This window comes from Vibrio sp. PSi01 (assembly GCF_054960695.1).
Genome location: NZ_JBHNYN010000001.1, coordinates 622,329 through 635,367, shown reverse-complemented (window position 1 = coordinate 635,367; position 13,039 = coordinate 622,329). Strand labels below are relative to the sequence as shown.

Sequence of the window (13,039 nt, the reverse complement as noted above, 5' to 3'; positions counted from 1 at the left end):
TTATAATGCCATATTCCGTGACAGTAGAGCTTAGTTCATTGCTTGGAAAGTAAATGAATTCTGCTGAGCAATAGCATGCTTGACTGGAATGCCGAGGCTTTGGCATGTCATCAGAACTTTCAGTTTCCTATCAACAGGAGCGTGTTCCGAAAGAATCACAGATCTCAAGCATTCTCTATTCAGATACAATTTATGCCCGACAATCTCTTCATTAGGCAGTACCCATCGATATTCTTGTTCGTAACGCCAATTTGCATGCTTAATCTTAAACAGTTCGGCTCCCAGTTTAGCTGTTTTCAAATGAGTCTTGAAGTCGATGATAGGAGACGAATTAAAAATGGTTGGGTCATCTTCATACTGGACTTCAAAGCAGTTGAGTTTAGCTTTGCCACGATAAAAATTAAGATCATATTCGATACACATACCTTTAAAATTATCGCCATATTGTGACCACAATATAGGGTGGTCACTGGACTGAGAAAAGCACATGACTTTGAAATCGTTTTGAAGGTTTTCGTTGAACGCATGGTTAGATTCAAAAGGGTTATTAAAGGTTTTCGCGTAATCAAACCACAGCGAGCATTCAGATATCGATTGTATATTTCTATCATTAAGGGATCTGAACTTATAAAGCTTGGGTAACATATCAAACACCTATTTTACAAAATTGCCTGATGTTAACATTTTAAATTACAATGTAAGTGCGAATGCATTGCATTTGATTGCTTAAGTGCCTTGTTTGTTCTTATAACTGATTGATAGATCAAAGTTTAAACACAAAATAGCTTCTGCTGTTAGTAGTTTTTTTGCATTGTTTATCGTTAGCGTTGATGTATTGTGGAGAAAGTTACAACGTAACGGAATAGAGTGCACAGGTAAGGTTAAAAAGCATGGATAAACTCAATTTAACGATTAACTCAAAGCCGAACTAAATGAGTTCGGCTTAATTTGTATAGTTCTTCATATTGAAGGTGGTTTAAAAGTGGTACCTTGCGCCAAGGTAAGCAGTTTGAGGTGAGACATCTATAGATTCAATTTCGACCTGTGCAAAGCGATAGCCAACATGAATGTCAATATTGTCTGTAACTATGGCGCCAAACTCACCACCAACTTGGTAACCAACTTCTGATTTAGAGTCGGAGGTTCCAAAGGCACGCGCTTCCATGTCCATAGAGCCTATACCAGCTAGAAGGGATACGTATAAATCTAATACATCACCTTTAACAATGAATTTTGGTTTTACGTTTAAGAAGAAAGCTTGTCCTTCAATATCCATTACATCACTAAAGTTCACTTTACCTATTTTTCGGTATTCAGCTTCTACTCCTAGTTTTACAACATCGTGGGTATTGAATTCATAACCTCCAACTAAATTATAACTAAGGTCGGATAGGTCAGATGAATCTTCAATTGCACTCCCGCGATATTCTAATTCAGTTTCATTATAAAAACCGATATCAACTCCAGTATAAAAGCTACCAAGATCTTTAGAAGGTTTTTCATTGTCATTAGCAAGAGCCTGAGAGCTGATACCAAAAGCGGTGAAGAAGGATAGAGCGACCATGCGGATTTTCATATTAAGCCTTTAATATAATGAGTTATTTATCTGGGGAATATGTTATCAAATACAAGCTTTTTAAATCAATGAGAATGCCCGTTAACTATCTGATTTTTAATGCTTATCATTAATAAAAACATCAATACCGTAGTTTTTTAACGGGTGAGATCAGACAATTTAATTATGTTACGATGTAACTTATTGTCGGATGGTCATTTGGCAAATATCGTCGAGTCCTTACTTTGACTCTCGAACCTGACGATGCATGTTTTTCAGGTATTGAGCGGGCTTAGCAAAGCGATGGATAAAATCGTCGATGAAGTAGGGAAGCCAGGCGTTGGCTTGTTCGATGGTGTCGATACTTTGTAAGCGCATCTCTTTAACCAGTCGGTCTTGCAGCGTGAGGTTGGCTCGCTCAACGCGGCCTTTAGCTTGAGAGCTCTTGGCACAGATGCGTTCTATGGCCAGTTTTTTCAACACACGGCCGTATTGAGTTTGGCCAACTTGTTTGTGTTTCTCCTGGTTCACTCGAAAAATAGAGTGCTTGTCACTGTAAAATGCGATGGGTTTACCGTGCTCATTAAGGTATTCATGCGTGGTCATCATGTAGTCAAACGCGGATTCTGTCTCGCTGAATCTTAGGTTCATCAGACGGCCAGTCGCATCATCAATGAACACCAATAGGCAGCATTTGTCACAGCGGCCTTCAAACCAGTCATGATGGGATCCGCCAATTTGGATAAGTTCACCCAAGCAATCACGACGGTAACGAGGCTGATAGACCCGAGGTTTGCGTTGTGAATGTGGAAGCCACAGTCCGTCGGCGATCATCCATTGACGTAAAGTTTCGTTTGATATGGGCAAGTTGTGCAGCTCAGATAACTTTTCTTGAGCGAGTGTTGGTGAGAAGTCGCTGTAGTTTTCACGGACAAGGCTTAGCACCGAGTTTCGATAACCACTTGAATAACGATGATTGCTAGGCTTACCGCGAGCGCGATGAGCCAATCCGCTCGCACCGTATTTACGAAGTCGGTTCATCAGGCGTTGGATGTGAAGGACATTCAAGCTGAGGATCTCGGCAGCATCGGCCCGACGTATCCGTCGCTGACACATCTTCAATTACTTTAAAACGATTGATCTCTGAATCACTCATAGTCACCAGCATGTTGTTATGTCCATAGCGTTTACCAATATCAATTAAGCCTAGTGGTGATGAGCTAAAGGGACATTTTAACTTTGCGCTTACAAGCTTAGTGCGTATTATGTATAACAGGGTAAACGAGAAAAAGAGAGTTTTAGACAGGGGCACCCGCTTGTAATGCATTGATTAGGCGGGAGTTTTTGTATTTATCATCGAGTAAACCGTACACTACTTTTTGATCATCCATCTCAAGTAAATCAGCCACTTGAAACGCAACTTCCCAATCCATAGAACACACCTCAGTACGCCAGTTCGCAAGGCGACCCGTACCAATACCCAGTTTTTTAGCCAATTTGTAGTCTGAACTCAGTTCATACTTGGCTTTGACTCGGTCTAAAAGTGCATTTGTGTAATTCATCCGTGAGTGCTCGAAAAATCGACAGTTGTTAAATTATAGAGGTTTAACCCCCTAATTTCATTAGCTCAGGCGGTTTGAGTGCTTAAAAAACTTTCGCTATGGTTTCCATGTTCAAAAAAGATACAGCTTGCGGAGGCTATGACATGGAACACATCACTAACCCAATTCACTTACCTTGCCCAGACATGGCAGGGTGTGTAAACCCAGACCCTAAATTAACTCAAAACTCACTCGCAATGGTGGCAAAGTTACGTGCCGAACTTAAGGGGCGTTTAAAAAAGAAAGCTAAACCTTTCATTCCTGCAAGACTTGGCGGGGGTGTCGCATGAAAATTTTAAGTTCAAGAGATTTCAGACTTTTGGTTCTGGATGTTGAAGGCGCATTAAAAACAAACCATTACTTGAGAATTGTTAATATTGCACATGGAATAGAACTCGGCCACACCGAGCAGGCCGCGCGCATTGACATTGCAATTAATAAAATAATACTCAATCGTAGTGGGGATTTAACGTTTGAAGAGACTCAAGCCTCTAGACTGTGTAAAAATTTTGGGTTACGCCAAAGATTAAAAAAGTACAAGCCATCGCTAAGAAGACAAATTCGCGAAGCTAACAGAATCCGCAAGCAACAAGAGGATGCGCCCGCACAGGGCGCTGAATCTCATGCTTTAGGCGGTGCAGTATGACTTATTGCATTCAAAGGACGATTAATGAGAAAACCAAGCTTGATATTAAGATATCTGAGCTGGAGTTATTCATAAACTCGGCGACTTTCTCCAACTTAGAGTTGAGTGATAGAGAACTTTTAAAGGTGCAATTTGATTGCATGAAAATTTACTCTCGAATTTTACGCTTACGGATAGGTGGCTAACATGAATCACCTCTATGACGCTCAACCAGAGCGAGAAATTCTCAACACTTTAAGCCCGCAGGATGTGGGCTTCATTGCTGGCGTCACTCAAGACGTCACGAAAACTAATCAAAATATAGCCGCTATTGATAGCGGTTTTTTTAGTGCTATTGATAATTCTTGGTTAGAAACTGAGCAGCGAAAACTCAAAGAGTACGAACAATTTCATTTTGTGGCGACGAATAAATCCGCAAAAATTGGGCGCGAAGCGCAGGGCGAAGCCCTGAAAGACATAGGCTCGTCAAAGGGCGCAAAAGTCCGACAAGGGAAAAGCCGCAAACAGATTGACCGCTTAATCACGCGTTCTCGCAAGTGTCAGCCTCGTCACAAGACCCAAAGCACTTGCGCTGAAAACCATGATGCGATGTATAACCAAGCGCAAAACGCTAACCAGAAAGGAAAATCCCGCGCGTATTTGATGCACCGTCCTTGGTCTGAGCAAATCAAGATGCAAATGATTTACCAACCGCGCCCGAGTGATGCACCGAGCGCCAATGATGGTGAGCGTTATACCGACAAGCTCACCTCAAGAGCCGTTCGCCAAATCTTTGAATCGGGTGCGTATGTCGCGGCCTGTCATGGTGGGTTCAAAACCTTTTTGACCTTAACGTTTGATGAAGTCCAACGTGACCGAATCTTTTCGGGTGAGATTACATTGGGTTCGGAGGTTTCACGCTTTCTCGATGGGGCGAAAAAACTCTTTCAACGTGGGTTTACTGCCACGCTTCGCAGTAATCGAGATAACCATTCACAGCGCAATATTGATGAATGTGAACGGGTCGAGATTATCGAGGGGAGCAACGCATCGTTTCATTATATTTGGGTGGCAGAATGCCCGATGAATGAAGATGGTGAGCCGAATCCACATGTGCATATCTTGCTTGATTGGTCGGTGGAAAGAAGCGTTTTTGGTACATGGGCCCAGCGCCTAGAAAGTATTTGGGGGCATGGCTTTGCGAATCTGCAGCGCATTAAGTTACCCAAAGCGGCTGGCTCTTATCTTATTAAGGCGGTGGGTTACGCGGCCAAAGGTGGTAATGCCAATCAAGGGTTAATTCGTGGTAATCGCTACAACATCGCTCGTTGTTCACGCGCACCTAAATGGGAAGTGCTCGCGGCTTTTGATGCTGACAACATGGCCGCAATTATTAAAGAGTGCGGTTACCGCTTAGAACGTTGGCGTAAACCGTTAGAAAAAGAAGTGCGCCGCAAACAATTTAAACGTGATGAAGCCATTCGAGCGAGCGCAATAGCCAAAGACAAAACCCCTCAAAAATTCAAGCTTCAACGACTCATCAAAATGCTCGATGGCGAAATTCGCGATTACAAAGAGCAAATCAAGAGTCGTGGTGTATTTGCTCGCACTGATAACACTTTTTCAATTTGTTTTGAGGGTGGAACTGCCTCAGAAAAAATGGACGAGTTTTTATTGTGGGCGCATGGCGCGCGTGATTGGTCAATGAATACAAACGATGTTGAGCTGGGCGACTTACGCACTGTGGCCATCATGAAATATAACGATGAATACGAGCGTTTTCTATGTAGTCGCGCCAATTGGCAATCGCAATTACATCAAGAGTTACCGCCACAACATGACGATTTAGAAGCCTTGAAAAGCCATCATTTAGAATTGGTTGAAAGCTACTACATCAACAAAAAACACGATTAACCCCTTTGGGGATTGCTTGCACGGAAATTTAATAACACTCATTAGGCTAGGAAAAGGAAAACCAACATGGAAAAAGCAACACAGATTACCGACCAATTGGAAAAGGAAGTCGAAAGCGCATCAAAGAACCCGTTCGCAAGCAAACTCATGTCTCCACTGCGTTTGTTTTTGGTGTGGATGAAACTCAACAATCAACGAATGGCGGATTTAGAGCGCCAATTCAGTGAGCGATTGCAGCATGGCGAGTAAAAACCCCATAAAGGGCTTTATTCGCTGTCATATGCCGGACTGTGGCGCCATCGCCACGGTTCACGCAGTCGGTGAGCACCGAATTTTGACTGAGGGAAATCCCCCTAAAAACAAGCGCAATACAGGCCGACTTTATTACAACTGCCCGTGTTGCGGTTTTCAGCAAGGCAAGGGCGCGACATTCCAAGCGCACATTGAAAGCCAGATGAAATCGACCAAAGCCGAGCTTAAACCGCAGGAAGCCGCACCAGAAAAGGCTGTGACAAGTCACCCTGTAACTGAAATTAAACCAGAGGTTAAACCGATTGTAACGGCTTCGGAAATGTCGTTAAAACCAGATACAGCAAGGCTTCAAGCCGCTAAACCTTACATTTATGGATTGCTCGCATTAGTTGGGCTTTTCTTCCTACTCAATAAAAAGGACATACCCGCCAATGGATAAACCAGAAAACCCAGCGCTTGAAGCCGAGCAACAAGCATCAAGCGCGACCACCGACGAACTCGATTATCAAGCGGGTTTCGCAGATTTAGATTCTATGGATTCGGTCGCTCATGGTGAGCCTGAGCAAACCGCCGAACCTGAGCAGGAAGCCGAAACCATGGATAGCGCCGCCGCTGTTGGTATGGTGAGTATGGGCTTATTCATGTCAGAGCAATACATTTCGGGTGCGGCGGGGGTTGATTTCGAATTTAACCCCGAAGCGAAAGCTAAGTTCCTCGAAGCCAGTGGCCCACTGATTGAGAAATACGGTTTAACATGGCTCAGTTGGTTTGATGCCTACAAAGAAGAAATCTTTTTTGGTGTGGCTGCGTTTGGTTTGGGTTACTCCGGTATTAATACCGTGAAGCGACTGAAAGCTTTACAGGAAAAGGAGGCTGAAAACGATGGCGAAACCAAAGAAGCCGCCGCTTAGATTACCAATGCCCGTAAACAGCAACACCGCCTTAAACGCGGAGCATTGCGTTTACATTGGGACTACGGGCAGCGGAAAAACCACTGCCGTTCGCAAGCTTGGACTTATCCCGAAAAAGAGCCAAGTGGCCTTTTTTGACCCGTACCAAAACTATGCGGGTAAAGTCTTCCAAGGGCAAAAAGTGAAGATGTTCACCGAGTTTGGCGCGTTCGCTCGCGCTTTGGTGACAGCACGTAACAAGAAAACAGGCTTCAAACTGGCGCTGGTCAAAGAAGCCAATGCAGACAACCTAGAAACGTTCGCGTCTATCGTGTGGAGTTGTGGGGATGGGAGTAAGCCGCCGTTATATGTTGCTATTGAAGAACTCGCAAGCACCGTTGAAACGACGGGAAAACTGAAAGGCAAATCGGGTGAACTATGGCGTGGTGGTCGCCAGTTTGGATTAATTGTTCATTCGATGTTTCAACGAACGCAAGAAGTACCGAAAACCGTGAGCAGTCAATCGCCGATTTGGTGGGTGGGCGGCTTATCTTCCATGGCCGATGCGACCTATATCGCCAAGCAAAAGGAGCATGACATCAGTGAGTTAGTGGCACTTAAAACCGCTAAAACCAATAACGGGGTGGCTCAATATGTGCTGTTCCGTGATGGTATTGGTAATGTTGAGCGAGGTGAAATCGACTGCAATTCTTAGCTTTAAGCCTAATAGGTTAAACCCCAAACCTATTAGGCTCACCCCTCTATTTAATTTTCCTTATCTCATCAACACTAAAATCCGTTTTTAACCCACAACAAACGGATAACTTCCTATGAAATTGAACAAAACCACGCTTGTTCCAATGTTTGCCACGGCCGCAATCACAATTGCACTTTTAACTGTGATTAATAACGTGTCGGCGCTGGGCAGCGTGAAAGACTCAGTAAACGGCAATAAGGGGTGGTTCTAATATGGAAATGATGAACACACCATTTAATCCACGTCCTCGTGAGCTCGACCCAGTTGAAGGTGTTAATTGGGGCAACCAAGCAACGCTGCGTGTCGTGACGGGTCCTACTTACCAGAACATTGAGCTGGTGACAGACATTACAGACCCTGCCGACATTGAGCGCATCACGCTGAAACTGAACGGTAAAGAAATCATTGGCGTATCTGGTCAAGATTTAGTGGACTTCCAAGAGCACCGCAAACAGTTCACACAGACAGGTCGTTACATCATCCCATTCGCTGATTTAACGCTACGTACCAAAGCGGGCGTTCGTACGGGTGAGCTGGTCACACTGCAGGGTGAAATCTGGATGCTCTACATTCAGCTTAAATCGAAATCAGGTGTCGCAGCTCCAAGCATCAAAGCGCGCGCTCATACAACGGCGGCTCAAACTCGCCGTATTTACTTACCGCGCCTTTACTCACTGACTTGGTACGCGGCGGCGTCCGGTCGCACACCGTTTGATTTTGCCGAGCGTTCACCGTTCCTTTCAATCAAGCGTATTCACTTCAAAGACTCAACCATTGAACGCGTTCGCGTCATGCGTGACGAGCGCGAAGAAATTAACGTGTCAAAAGCGGATAACGCGTATGACTTAGCGGTGGCGGGTCTTGAGCAAAATACGGGTTGGTTCTCTTTGGACTTCATTCGTACGGGTTTCGGTGTTGAGGGGCGTTTGCCAACCAACGCAGCTAACCAACTTCAATTTGAACTTGAGAAATCAAGCGCGGGCAGTGTACCGGTGATTATCGAAGCCATTGAACAAGTGGGCGAGATTAACCCGCAAGGGGCGTAAATCATGGATTGGTTCTACGATATTTTGGAAACGGGCGGTGAGCTGATTGGTGGTGCTGTCGATACCGTGGGCGAGTTGGCGGGTGGTGTCATTGATTTGAAACTGCAGCAAGAAACGAATCGCGCAACATCGGCAGACCCAAGCACACATCGCGCCGAAGAAAACAACTATCAGCAACCTAATGGCGATGTGGTAACGCCAGTCAATCCGCACTCCAATTACGCGATGTATGCAGCGGTTGGCGGTGGCGTTTTGCTGCTGCTTGGCGCGGTCTACTTAGCCACTAAGAAAGGGGGTTAATGTGCCTTTATTCATTCCAGTCTTGGCGGGTGCGGCGGGCTTATGGGGTGGCTTTGTTATCAGTGATGGTACAAAGCGCCTTTCATGGCTGATTGTTTTAGGTTTAGTGGTGTTCGGATTGTTCAAAATGGGGGTGATTTAGATGTTACCTGGTCTAGGTTCTCTGACGAACAGCGGCTCAATGCCTATTACTGGCGGTGCTGCTACGGCAACCGCCACCAATACCACCAACGCGGGGCAAACTGTTGGCGGGATTAGCATGGGCTCAAGCAATCGAGGCGGTGTGAATCCTTGGGTAATTGGCGGTATTGGCGCACTGGTCTTGGCTTATGTGGTGCTTAAAAAATGATTGAATTGGTTTCTGATAATCCCAACGCATTAAAGCGTTTGAAAGTCGCGTTCAGAGCGTGCCCGCAAGACTTTGCCAAGTTGCAAAGAGAAGTGAAAGCAGGGCGCGTCAGCGTTTACGAGTTAAGTGGTGATAGTTACCGCGTAACTGTGGCGGGCGAGGTTGACGGTGATTCTTACTTCTTATGGGGCGTATCAGGTCGCGGGGTTGTACCTGCTATGCGTGAACTCTCGAAGTACGTCAAAGAGTCCGGCTTAACGTCTATCAGCGCAGAAACCTATTTTCCATTGGTGGCTAAATTGTGTCGCCGCCTAAGTACCAAAGAACATGAACGCGGGGAAGTAACTCGCATGGAAATGAGGGTTTAGTTATGGGCGGTAAGTCCAAATCAAGCAGTTCAAGTAACACCACCAATGTCACAGGTCAAAATGCCATTAGCGGCGACAACCTTGGGACCGCAATCAGTGGCGTGAACAACTCAACGATTAACGTGGAATCGGTCGACCACGGTGCGGTGCAAGGTGCGTTGAAACTTGGTGAGGAAATTATTTTTTCTGCTGAAAGTATGCATGAAACGAACGCCGAGTATTTAGCAAAACTCAACGGGCAAAGCATGCAATTTGCCAACTCTTCATTGGAAGAATACAGCGCGACCAATAGCGAAAACTTGCAGATGATGGCAGGACTTGCGGGCAATCAAGCCGCGCAGAACTCTGAAAATCTAGGTGCTGTCATGGAGCTTGCAAAGTTCAACCACGACGGCGGGCAAAGTGAACAAAGCGAAATGAACTTGTATTTGATGATGTTCATTGCAGCGGTACTTGGCTTTGTGACCTATAAGGCGGTGCGCTAATGGAGTTTGAATTGATTCAAGGGCAGAAAGTCCCTGTCACGCTGGATTCTGAGTGGATTTTCATTGAGCACGCTACAGGTAAAGTTCAGTTTGAAATTGAAGCAACAGGTCAAATTTTTTCGCTAACTCAAAAGTCACTCTACAAATACACAGGCACTCGATTTGGGCGCATTTTTGTATCTGGCGTTGGTCGTTTGGTGTTCGAGCATGGTGTGGGTACATTCACACCGCCGATTGAGGGGCAAGCTGTCACGGTGAGTACCATGCCAGCGATTCAACTGGCTGAGAATCAACAAATCAAAGCCTTGATTGAGGCTTTGCCGTTAATTGGTTTACAGCCTGACCAGCGCATCCATGTAGACAGCATACCGGAATTGATACTCGCGGCAGGTCAGCGCGTGGCTATTGATTCGATGCCTGTCATGCGTATGGCTTCCAATCAAGTGATTGGCTTTCAAGCCTCCAATCTACTGGCAAGCCAAAAACAGGTCATGCCGTATTCATTGCCTAGAAATAATGACCGCCGCAACTTGGTGCTATCCGCGCCGAAAAGTAATGTCGGGGTGATTGTGGTCAATGGCGGGTATGAATTGGAAGCGGGCGAAAAGCTAGAGCTGGCAACGCGAGAAGCGGTGACCTTTACAGGTGACGCCACCGACCATATCAGCATCATTGAAGTGTGAGATAACCATGAACTCAATTATTAAAAACATGCCGCAAGGCAATGAACGCAACAAAATCGAATACCTCGCTGAAAATATTCATTTGCTCAGTGGCAATTTTCAATTACTCGATGAAACGCAAAAAACCATTTTATTGGGGCTTGCGGGCATAGAAACCGCGCCGAAAAATCTACTCACTAATCCTAATTTCTCTATGTCAGGCATGAGTGAGATTGATGCTACGAGCTTTAATATTAGCCAATGGCATGACCAAACCAATGTCGTTCGTGCGGTGCAACCTGTTGGCGCGATGGCCATCGGTGACAGTCGCGGCGGGATTGCGCCATACGGTTGGGGTTTGGAAGTTGCGCCCGCGACTGTTGATGATGGTTATTATTCTTCATCAGTTCGCCAAGGTACAGATTCCACATTCCCCATTGAAAAGGAATACAACGCTGAATGGAAACTCTACGGGCGCAAAGTGAAATTCATTGCGTTCAATGTCTTTTCAGTTGGATTTAGCCAAAGCACCATTGGCATTGGTGCGGGTCGTTACCGTAAATACTCCGCTTATTTATCAGGGCGCTACCACAAGGCGAGCCGATTTGGCGTGTGCAAGCTGAACGCCAACGGTGAATTGGATTCAATCGTGGCTGAAATGCCACTCAACAATGACACTGCAGGTATGAGCTATACCGCGTCCAATGTCTGGCTGCATAACATCGAACTTGAGCAAGGGCATGTCTACGCCTTTTTTGTTGAAGTTGATTACCCTAGCACTAGTGGTCAGCGATTATTTGAGCCCTCCGAAGCGGGCGTGTTTGAAAATGATTCTGGTGAAGACATCGTGCCATCAATGACCAGTCAACGAGCCATGACCGTCGCCGCGACTAAATACCAGATTGCTAAACCAACCAGTGCAGAAATGGCGAGTGGATTAACAATGAATGCACCGCCTTATCCATGCCCATTAGGTATAGAAAAGCACCTCATATTTGCCAGTACTAAAACCCAAGGCAAAGAAGTGAATTTGGCTGCTAATGCCCTTATTGCTACGCAGTCAGGTTACGGGCATGACGTGTTGATTTCCGGTGATATTGGCAATCTAAGTCATGGGGATATTCGCGCTCATTATTCAGATACTCCGCTGTATCTGAATTTTTACTAAGGACAGTTTATGCGTTTGTACTTACTCATTTTCATTCTATTTGGAGGGTTCTTATTCGTCATGACTAAGAAAACTATTCGCGGTATTCGTAACAACAATCCACTGAACATTCGTAAAGGTAACAACTGGCAAGGTGAAAGTTCGGTGTCACGAGATACGGCATTTGAAACATTCAAACACCACAAGTTCGGCTTTCGAGCGGGCGCCAAGGTCATGCGGAATTATCAGCGGTTGTATGGTCTAGATAACCTAGGCGAAATGATTAACCGTTTCGCACCGCCAGTAGAAAACGACACCAAGAACTATGCGCAGTTCGTGGCGAAACAGGTCGGCGTGGGCGTCAATGAATCCATCAATTTGCAAGACGATGAACTTTTGGCTGATGTGCTCCACGCCATGTCGATTATGGAAGTGGGTCACCATTACTCACGAGCTGACGCCATGCAAGGCGTCAAACTAGCATAAGGAATGCAACATGATATTTGAAAACTCGACCTTTAAAGGTTTGGCATTGTTGGGTTCAGTGGTTGCTGCTGTGACTGGGTATGGTCATTTGTTCAGTGTCGAAGTGACGGAAACAGGCGTTAATTACGGCGGTGCGGTTGGTCTGGCCATTCCTGCGGTTCTTGGCGTATGGGAAGCTTTACCTGACTCATGGAAACCAGAAAAAAGAGCAGGGGATTTGTATGGAAAGCGTGATATTTAGTGCCCTAAGTGACTGGGGTTTTTCACCTCAGTTCTTAGCGTTAGCGGGCTTGATGGTGGTGAACTTGAGAAATCAGAACCACATTATCAAAGAAATCACCAAGGGCATGAGAAACGTATCTGACCGTGTTTTAGTGCTCGAAACCAAACAAAATGAAAGCACTTAACTTGTAAAATGATGTTGATAAAGGGCTAGGGCATGCGAGCCGATTCAAACCCTACCTATTAATAATTTACACAGTATTAATTAGGCTGATAAGTTACTTGTGTTTATTCATATCCTTGTTAACGAAACAGTGCTCCTTTGCTTGCTGCACTGGAACCCAAAAGGCGAACTCGATAACTGAGTTCGCCTTTTTTTT

22 protein-coding genes and 1 pseudogene are annotated in these 13,039 nt (G+C 45.3%); 19 read left to right on the top strand and 4 right to left on the bottom strand.

The window, feature by feature from the left end:
- Positions 1 to 30 precede the first annotated feature (30 nt).
- From ACFI6G_RS02950 to ACFI6G_RS02935, 4 genes and pseudogenes are all read right to left on the bottom strand, one after another.
- Positions 31 to 645, bottom strand: coding sequence for a DUF2971 domain-containing protein (locus ACFI6G_RS02950; protein ID WP_016789218.1), 615 nt, complete (start codon positions 643 to 645; stop codon positions 31 to 33).
- Between the two features lie 331 nt (positions 646 to 976).
- Positions 977 to 1,576 carry a porin family protein gene (locus ACFI6G_RS02945; protein ID WP_010440796.1) on the bottom strand — a complete coding sequence of 200 codons (600 nt, stop codon included), beginning with the start codon at positions 1,574 to 1,576 and terminating at the stop codon, positions 977 to 979.
- Between the two features lie 225 nt (positions 1,577 to 1,801).
- A pseudogene (locus tag ACFI6G_RS02940) lies at positions 1,802 to 2,711 on the bottom strand (ISNCY family transposase); the annotation flags it as partial.
- Between the two features lie 142 nt (positions 2,712 to 2,853).
- Positions 2,854 to 3,117, bottom strand: a complete 264-nt coding sequence (locus tag ACFI6G_RS02935) for a transcriptional regulator (protein ID WP_102292125.1) — start codon at positions 3,115 to 3,117, stop codon at positions 2,854 to 2,856.
- 143 nt (positions 3,118 to 3,260) lie between these two features.
- On the opposite strand from ACFI6G_RS02935, the gene ACFI6G_RS02930 reads away from it, so the two are divergent.
- The 19 genes from ACFI6G_RS02930 to ACFI6G_RS02840 all read left to right on the top strand — a co-directional run bounded on the left by ACFI6G_RS02930 (position 3,261) and on the right by ACFI6G_RS02840 (position 12,844).
- Positions 3,261 to 3,446, top strand: a complete 186-nt coding sequence (locus tag ACFI6G_RS02930) for a hypothetical protein (protein ID WP_171733031.1) — start codon at positions 3,261 to 3,263, stop codon at positions 3,444 to 3,446.
- Positions 3,443 to 3,802: a hypothetical protein gene (locus ACFI6G_RS02925; protein ID WP_372036089.1), complete on the top strand. Its 360-nt coding sequence runs from the start codon at positions 3,443 to 3,445 to the stop codon at positions 3,800 to 3,802. The genes ACFI6G_RS02930 and ACFI6G_RS02925 overlap by 4 nt, the downstream gene beginning before the upstream one ends.
- A complete protein-coding gene (locus ACFI6G_RS02920) occupies positions 3,799 to 3,987 on the top strand; it encodes a crAss001_48 related protein (RefSeq protein ID WP_016789796.1) in 189 nt (62 codons plus the stop codon). Before ACFI6G_RS02925 ends, ACFI6G_RS02920 begins: the two co-directional genes overlap by 4 nt.
- Position 3,988: 1 nt before the next feature.
- Positions 3,989 to 5,695 (top strand): rolling circle replication-associated protein, encoded by a 1,707-nt coding sequence (locus tag ACFI6G_RS02915; RefSeq protein ID WP_462710132.1) that lies wholly within the window; start codon positions 3,989 to 3,991, stop codon positions 5,693 to 5,695.
- Between the two features lie 66 nt (positions 5,696 to 5,761).
- Positions 5,762 to 5,944 (top strand): hypothetical protein, encoded by a 183-nt coding sequence (locus ACFI6G_RS02910; protein ID WP_016789798.1) that lies wholly within the window; start codon positions 5,762 to 5,764, stop codon positions 5,942 to 5,944.
- Positions 5,934 to 6,386: a hypothetical protein gene (locus ACFI6G_RS02905; protein ID WP_462710131.1), complete on the top strand. Its 453-nt coding sequence runs from the start codon at positions 5,934 to 5,936 to the stop codon at positions 6,384 to 6,386. The genes ACFI6G_RS02910 and ACFI6G_RS02905 overlap by 11 nt, the downstream gene beginning before the upstream one ends.
- Positions 6,379 to 6,858 (top strand): hypothetical protein, encoded by a 480-nt coding sequence (locus tag ACFI6G_RS02900; protein ID WP_171733028.1) that lies wholly within the window; start codon positions 6,379 to 6,381, stop codon positions 6,856 to 6,858. The genes ACFI6G_RS02905 and ACFI6G_RS02900 overlap by 8 nt, the downstream gene beginning before the upstream one ends.
- Complete coding sequence (locus tag ACFI6G_RS02895; protein ID WP_462710130.1) at positions 6,830 to 7,552, top strand: hypothetical protein; 723 nt, start codon at positions 6,830 to 6,832, stop codon at positions 7,550 to 7,552. The genes ACFI6G_RS02900 and ACFI6G_RS02895 overlap by 29 nt, the downstream gene beginning before the upstream one ends.
- Positions 7,553 to 7,806: 254 nt before the next feature.
- A complete protein-coding gene (locus ACFI6G_RS02890) occupies positions 7,807 to 8,640 on the top strand; it encodes a major capsid protein P2 (protein WP_016789803.1) in 834 nt (277 codons plus the stop codon).
- Positions 8,641 to 8,643: 3 nt separating this feature from the next.
- Positions 8,644 to 8,940, top strand: a complete 297-nt coding sequence (locus ACFI6G_RS02885; RefSeq protein ID WP_016789804.1) for a hypothetical protein — start codon at positions 8,644 to 8,646, stop codon at positions 8,938 to 8,940.
- A gap of 1 nt (position 8,941) precedes the next feature.
- Entirely contained in the window at positions 8,942 to 9,082 is a 141-nt protein-coding gene (locus ACFI6G_RS02880; RefSeq protein WP_016789805.1) for a hypothetical protein, read from the top strand.
- On the top strand, positions 9,083 to 9,289 hold the full coding sequence (locus ACFI6G_RS02875) for a hypothetical protein (RefSeq protein ID WP_016789806.1): 207 nt from the start codon (positions 9,083 to 9,085) through the stop codon (positions 9,287 to 9,289).
- Positions 9,286 to 9,657 (top strand): hypothetical protein, encoded by a 372-nt coding sequence (locus ACFI6G_RS02870; protein ID WP_016789807.1) that lies wholly within the window; start codon positions 9,286 to 9,288, stop codon positions 9,655 to 9,657. The genes ACFI6G_RS02875 and ACFI6G_RS02870 overlap by 4 nt, the downstream gene beginning before the upstream one ends.
- A 2-nt stretch (positions 9,658 to 9,659) precedes the next feature.
- Positions 9,660 to 10,142 carry a chemotaxis protein gene (locus ACFI6G_RS02865; RefSeq protein WP_462710129.1) on the top strand — a complete coding sequence of 161 codons (483 nt, stop codon included), beginning with the start codon at positions 9,660 to 9,662 and terminating at the stop codon, positions 10,140 to 10,142.
- Entirely contained in the window at positions 10,142 to 10,825 is a 684-nt protein-coding gene (locus ACFI6G_RS02860; RefSeq protein WP_016789809.1) for a hypothetical protein, read from the top strand. The genes ACFI6G_RS02865 and ACFI6G_RS02860 overlap by 1 nt, the downstream gene beginning before the upstream one ends.
- 7 nt (positions 10,826 to 10,832) lie before the next feature.
- A complete protein-coding gene (locus tag ACFI6G_RS02855; RefSeq protein WP_408103921.1) occupies positions 10,833 to 11,972 on the top strand; it encodes a hypothetical protein in 1,140 nt (379 codons plus the stop codon).
- A 9-nt stretch (positions 11,973 to 11,981) separates the two neighbouring features.
- Positions 11,982 to 12,437, top strand: a complete 456-nt coding sequence (locus ACFI6G_RS02850; protein WP_016793502.1) for a structural protein P5 — start codon at positions 11,982 to 11,984, stop codon at positions 12,435 to 12,437.
- 13 nt (positions 12,438 to 12,450) lie between these two features.
- Complete coding sequence (locus ACFI6G_RS02845; RefSeq protein ID WP_029189506.1) at positions 12,451 to 12,678, top strand: hypothetical protein; 228 nt, start codon at positions 12,451 to 12,453, stop codon at positions 12,676 to 12,678.
- Complete coding sequence (locus tag ACFI6G_RS02840) at positions 12,659 to 12,844, top strand: hypothetical protein (protein ID WP_016789813.1); 186 nt, start codon at positions 12,659 to 12,661, stop codon at positions 12,842 to 12,844. Before ACFI6G_RS02845 ends, ACFI6G_RS02840 begins: the two co-directional genes overlap by 20 nt.
- Positions 12,845 to 13,039 lie beyond the last annotated feature (195 nt).

What these genes read in the sequence shown, in the direction of transcription:
- ACFI6G_RS02950 (WP_016789218.1), bottom strand. Translation starts at nt 645, where the DNA reads ATGTTACCCAAGCTTTATAAGTTCAGATCCCTTAATGATAGAAATATA.
- ACFI6G_RS02945 (WP_010440796.1), bottom strand. Translation starts at nt 1,576, where the DNA reads ATGAAAATCCGCATGGTCGCTCTATCCTTCTTCACCGCTTTTGGTATC.
- ACFI6G_RS02935 (WP_102292125.1), bottom strand. Translation starts at nt 3,117, where the DNA reads ATGAATTACACAAATGCACTTTTAGACCGAGTCAAAGCCAAGTATGAA.
- ACFI6G_RS02930 (WP_171733031.1), top strand. Translation starts at nt 3,261, where the DNA reads ATGGAACACATCACTAACCCAATTCACTTACCTTGCCCAGACATGGCA.
- ACFI6G_RS02925 (WP_372036089.1), top strand. Translation starts at nt 3,443, where the DNA reads ATGAAAATTTTAAGTTCAAGAGATTTCAGACTTTTGGTTCTGGATGTT.
- ACFI6G_RS02920 (WP_016789796.1), top strand. Translation starts at nt 3,799, where the DNA reads ATGACTTATTGCATTCAAAGGACGATTAATGAGAAAACCAAGCTTGAT.
- ACFI6G_RS02915 (WP_462710132.1), top strand. Translation starts at nt 3,989, where the DNA reads ATGAATCACCTCTATGACGCTCAACCAGAGCGAGAAATTCTCAACACT.
- ACFI6G_RS02910 (WP_016789798.1), top strand. Translation starts at nt 5,762, where the DNA reads ATGGAAAAAGCAACACAGATTACCGACCAATTGGAAAAGGAAGTCGAA.
- ACFI6G_RS02905 (WP_462710131.1), top strand. Translation starts at nt 5,934, where the DNA reads ATGGCGAGTAAAAACCCCATAAAGGGCTTTATTCGCTGTCATATGCCG.
- ACFI6G_RS02900 (WP_171733028.1), top strand. Translation starts at nt 6,379, where the DNA reads ATGGATAAACCAGAAAACCCAGCGCTTGAAGCCGAGCAACAAGCATCA.
- ACFI6G_RS02895 (WP_462710130.1), top strand. Translation starts at nt 6,830, where the DNA reads ATGGCGAAACCAAAGAAGCCGCCGCTTAGATTACCAATGCCCGTAAAC.
- ACFI6G_RS02890 (WP_016789803.1), top strand. Translation starts at nt 7,807, where the DNA reads ATGGAAATGATGAACACACCATTTAATCCACGTCCTCGTGAGCTCGAC.
- ACFI6G_RS02885 (WP_016789804.1), top strand. Translation starts at nt 8,644, where the DNA reads ATGGATTGGTTCTACGATATTTTGGAAACGGGCGGTGAGCTGATTGGT.
- ACFI6G_RS02875 (WP_016789806.1), top strand. Translation starts at nt 9,083, where the DNA reads ATGTTACCTGGTCTAGGTTCTCTGACGAACAGCGGCTCAATGCCTATT.
- ACFI6G_RS02870 (WP_016789807.1), top strand. Translation starts at nt 9,286, where the DNA reads ATGATTGAATTGGTTTCTGATAATCCCAACGCATTAAAGCGTTTGAAA.
- ACFI6G_RS02865 (WP_462710129.1), top strand. Translation starts at nt 9,660, where the DNA reads ATGGGCGGTAAGTCCAAATCAAGCAGTTCAAGTAACACCACCAATGTC.
- ACFI6G_RS02860 (WP_016789809.1), top strand. Translation starts at nt 10,142, where the DNA reads ATGGAGTTTGAATTGATTCAAGGGCAGAAAGTCCCTGTCACGCTGGAT.
- ACFI6G_RS02855 (WP_408103921.1), top strand. Translation starts at nt 10,833, where the DNA reads ATGAACTCAATTATTAAAAACATGCCGCAAGGCAATGAACGCAACAAA.
- ACFI6G_RS02850 (WP_016793502.1), top strand. Translation starts at nt 11,982, where the DNA reads ATGCGTTTGTACTTACTCATTTTCATTCTATTTGGAGGGTTCTTATTC.
- ACFI6G_RS02840 (WP_016789813.1), top strand. Translation starts at nt 12,659, where the DNA reads ATGGAAAGCGTGATATTTAGTGCCCTAAGTGACTGGGGTTTTTCACCT.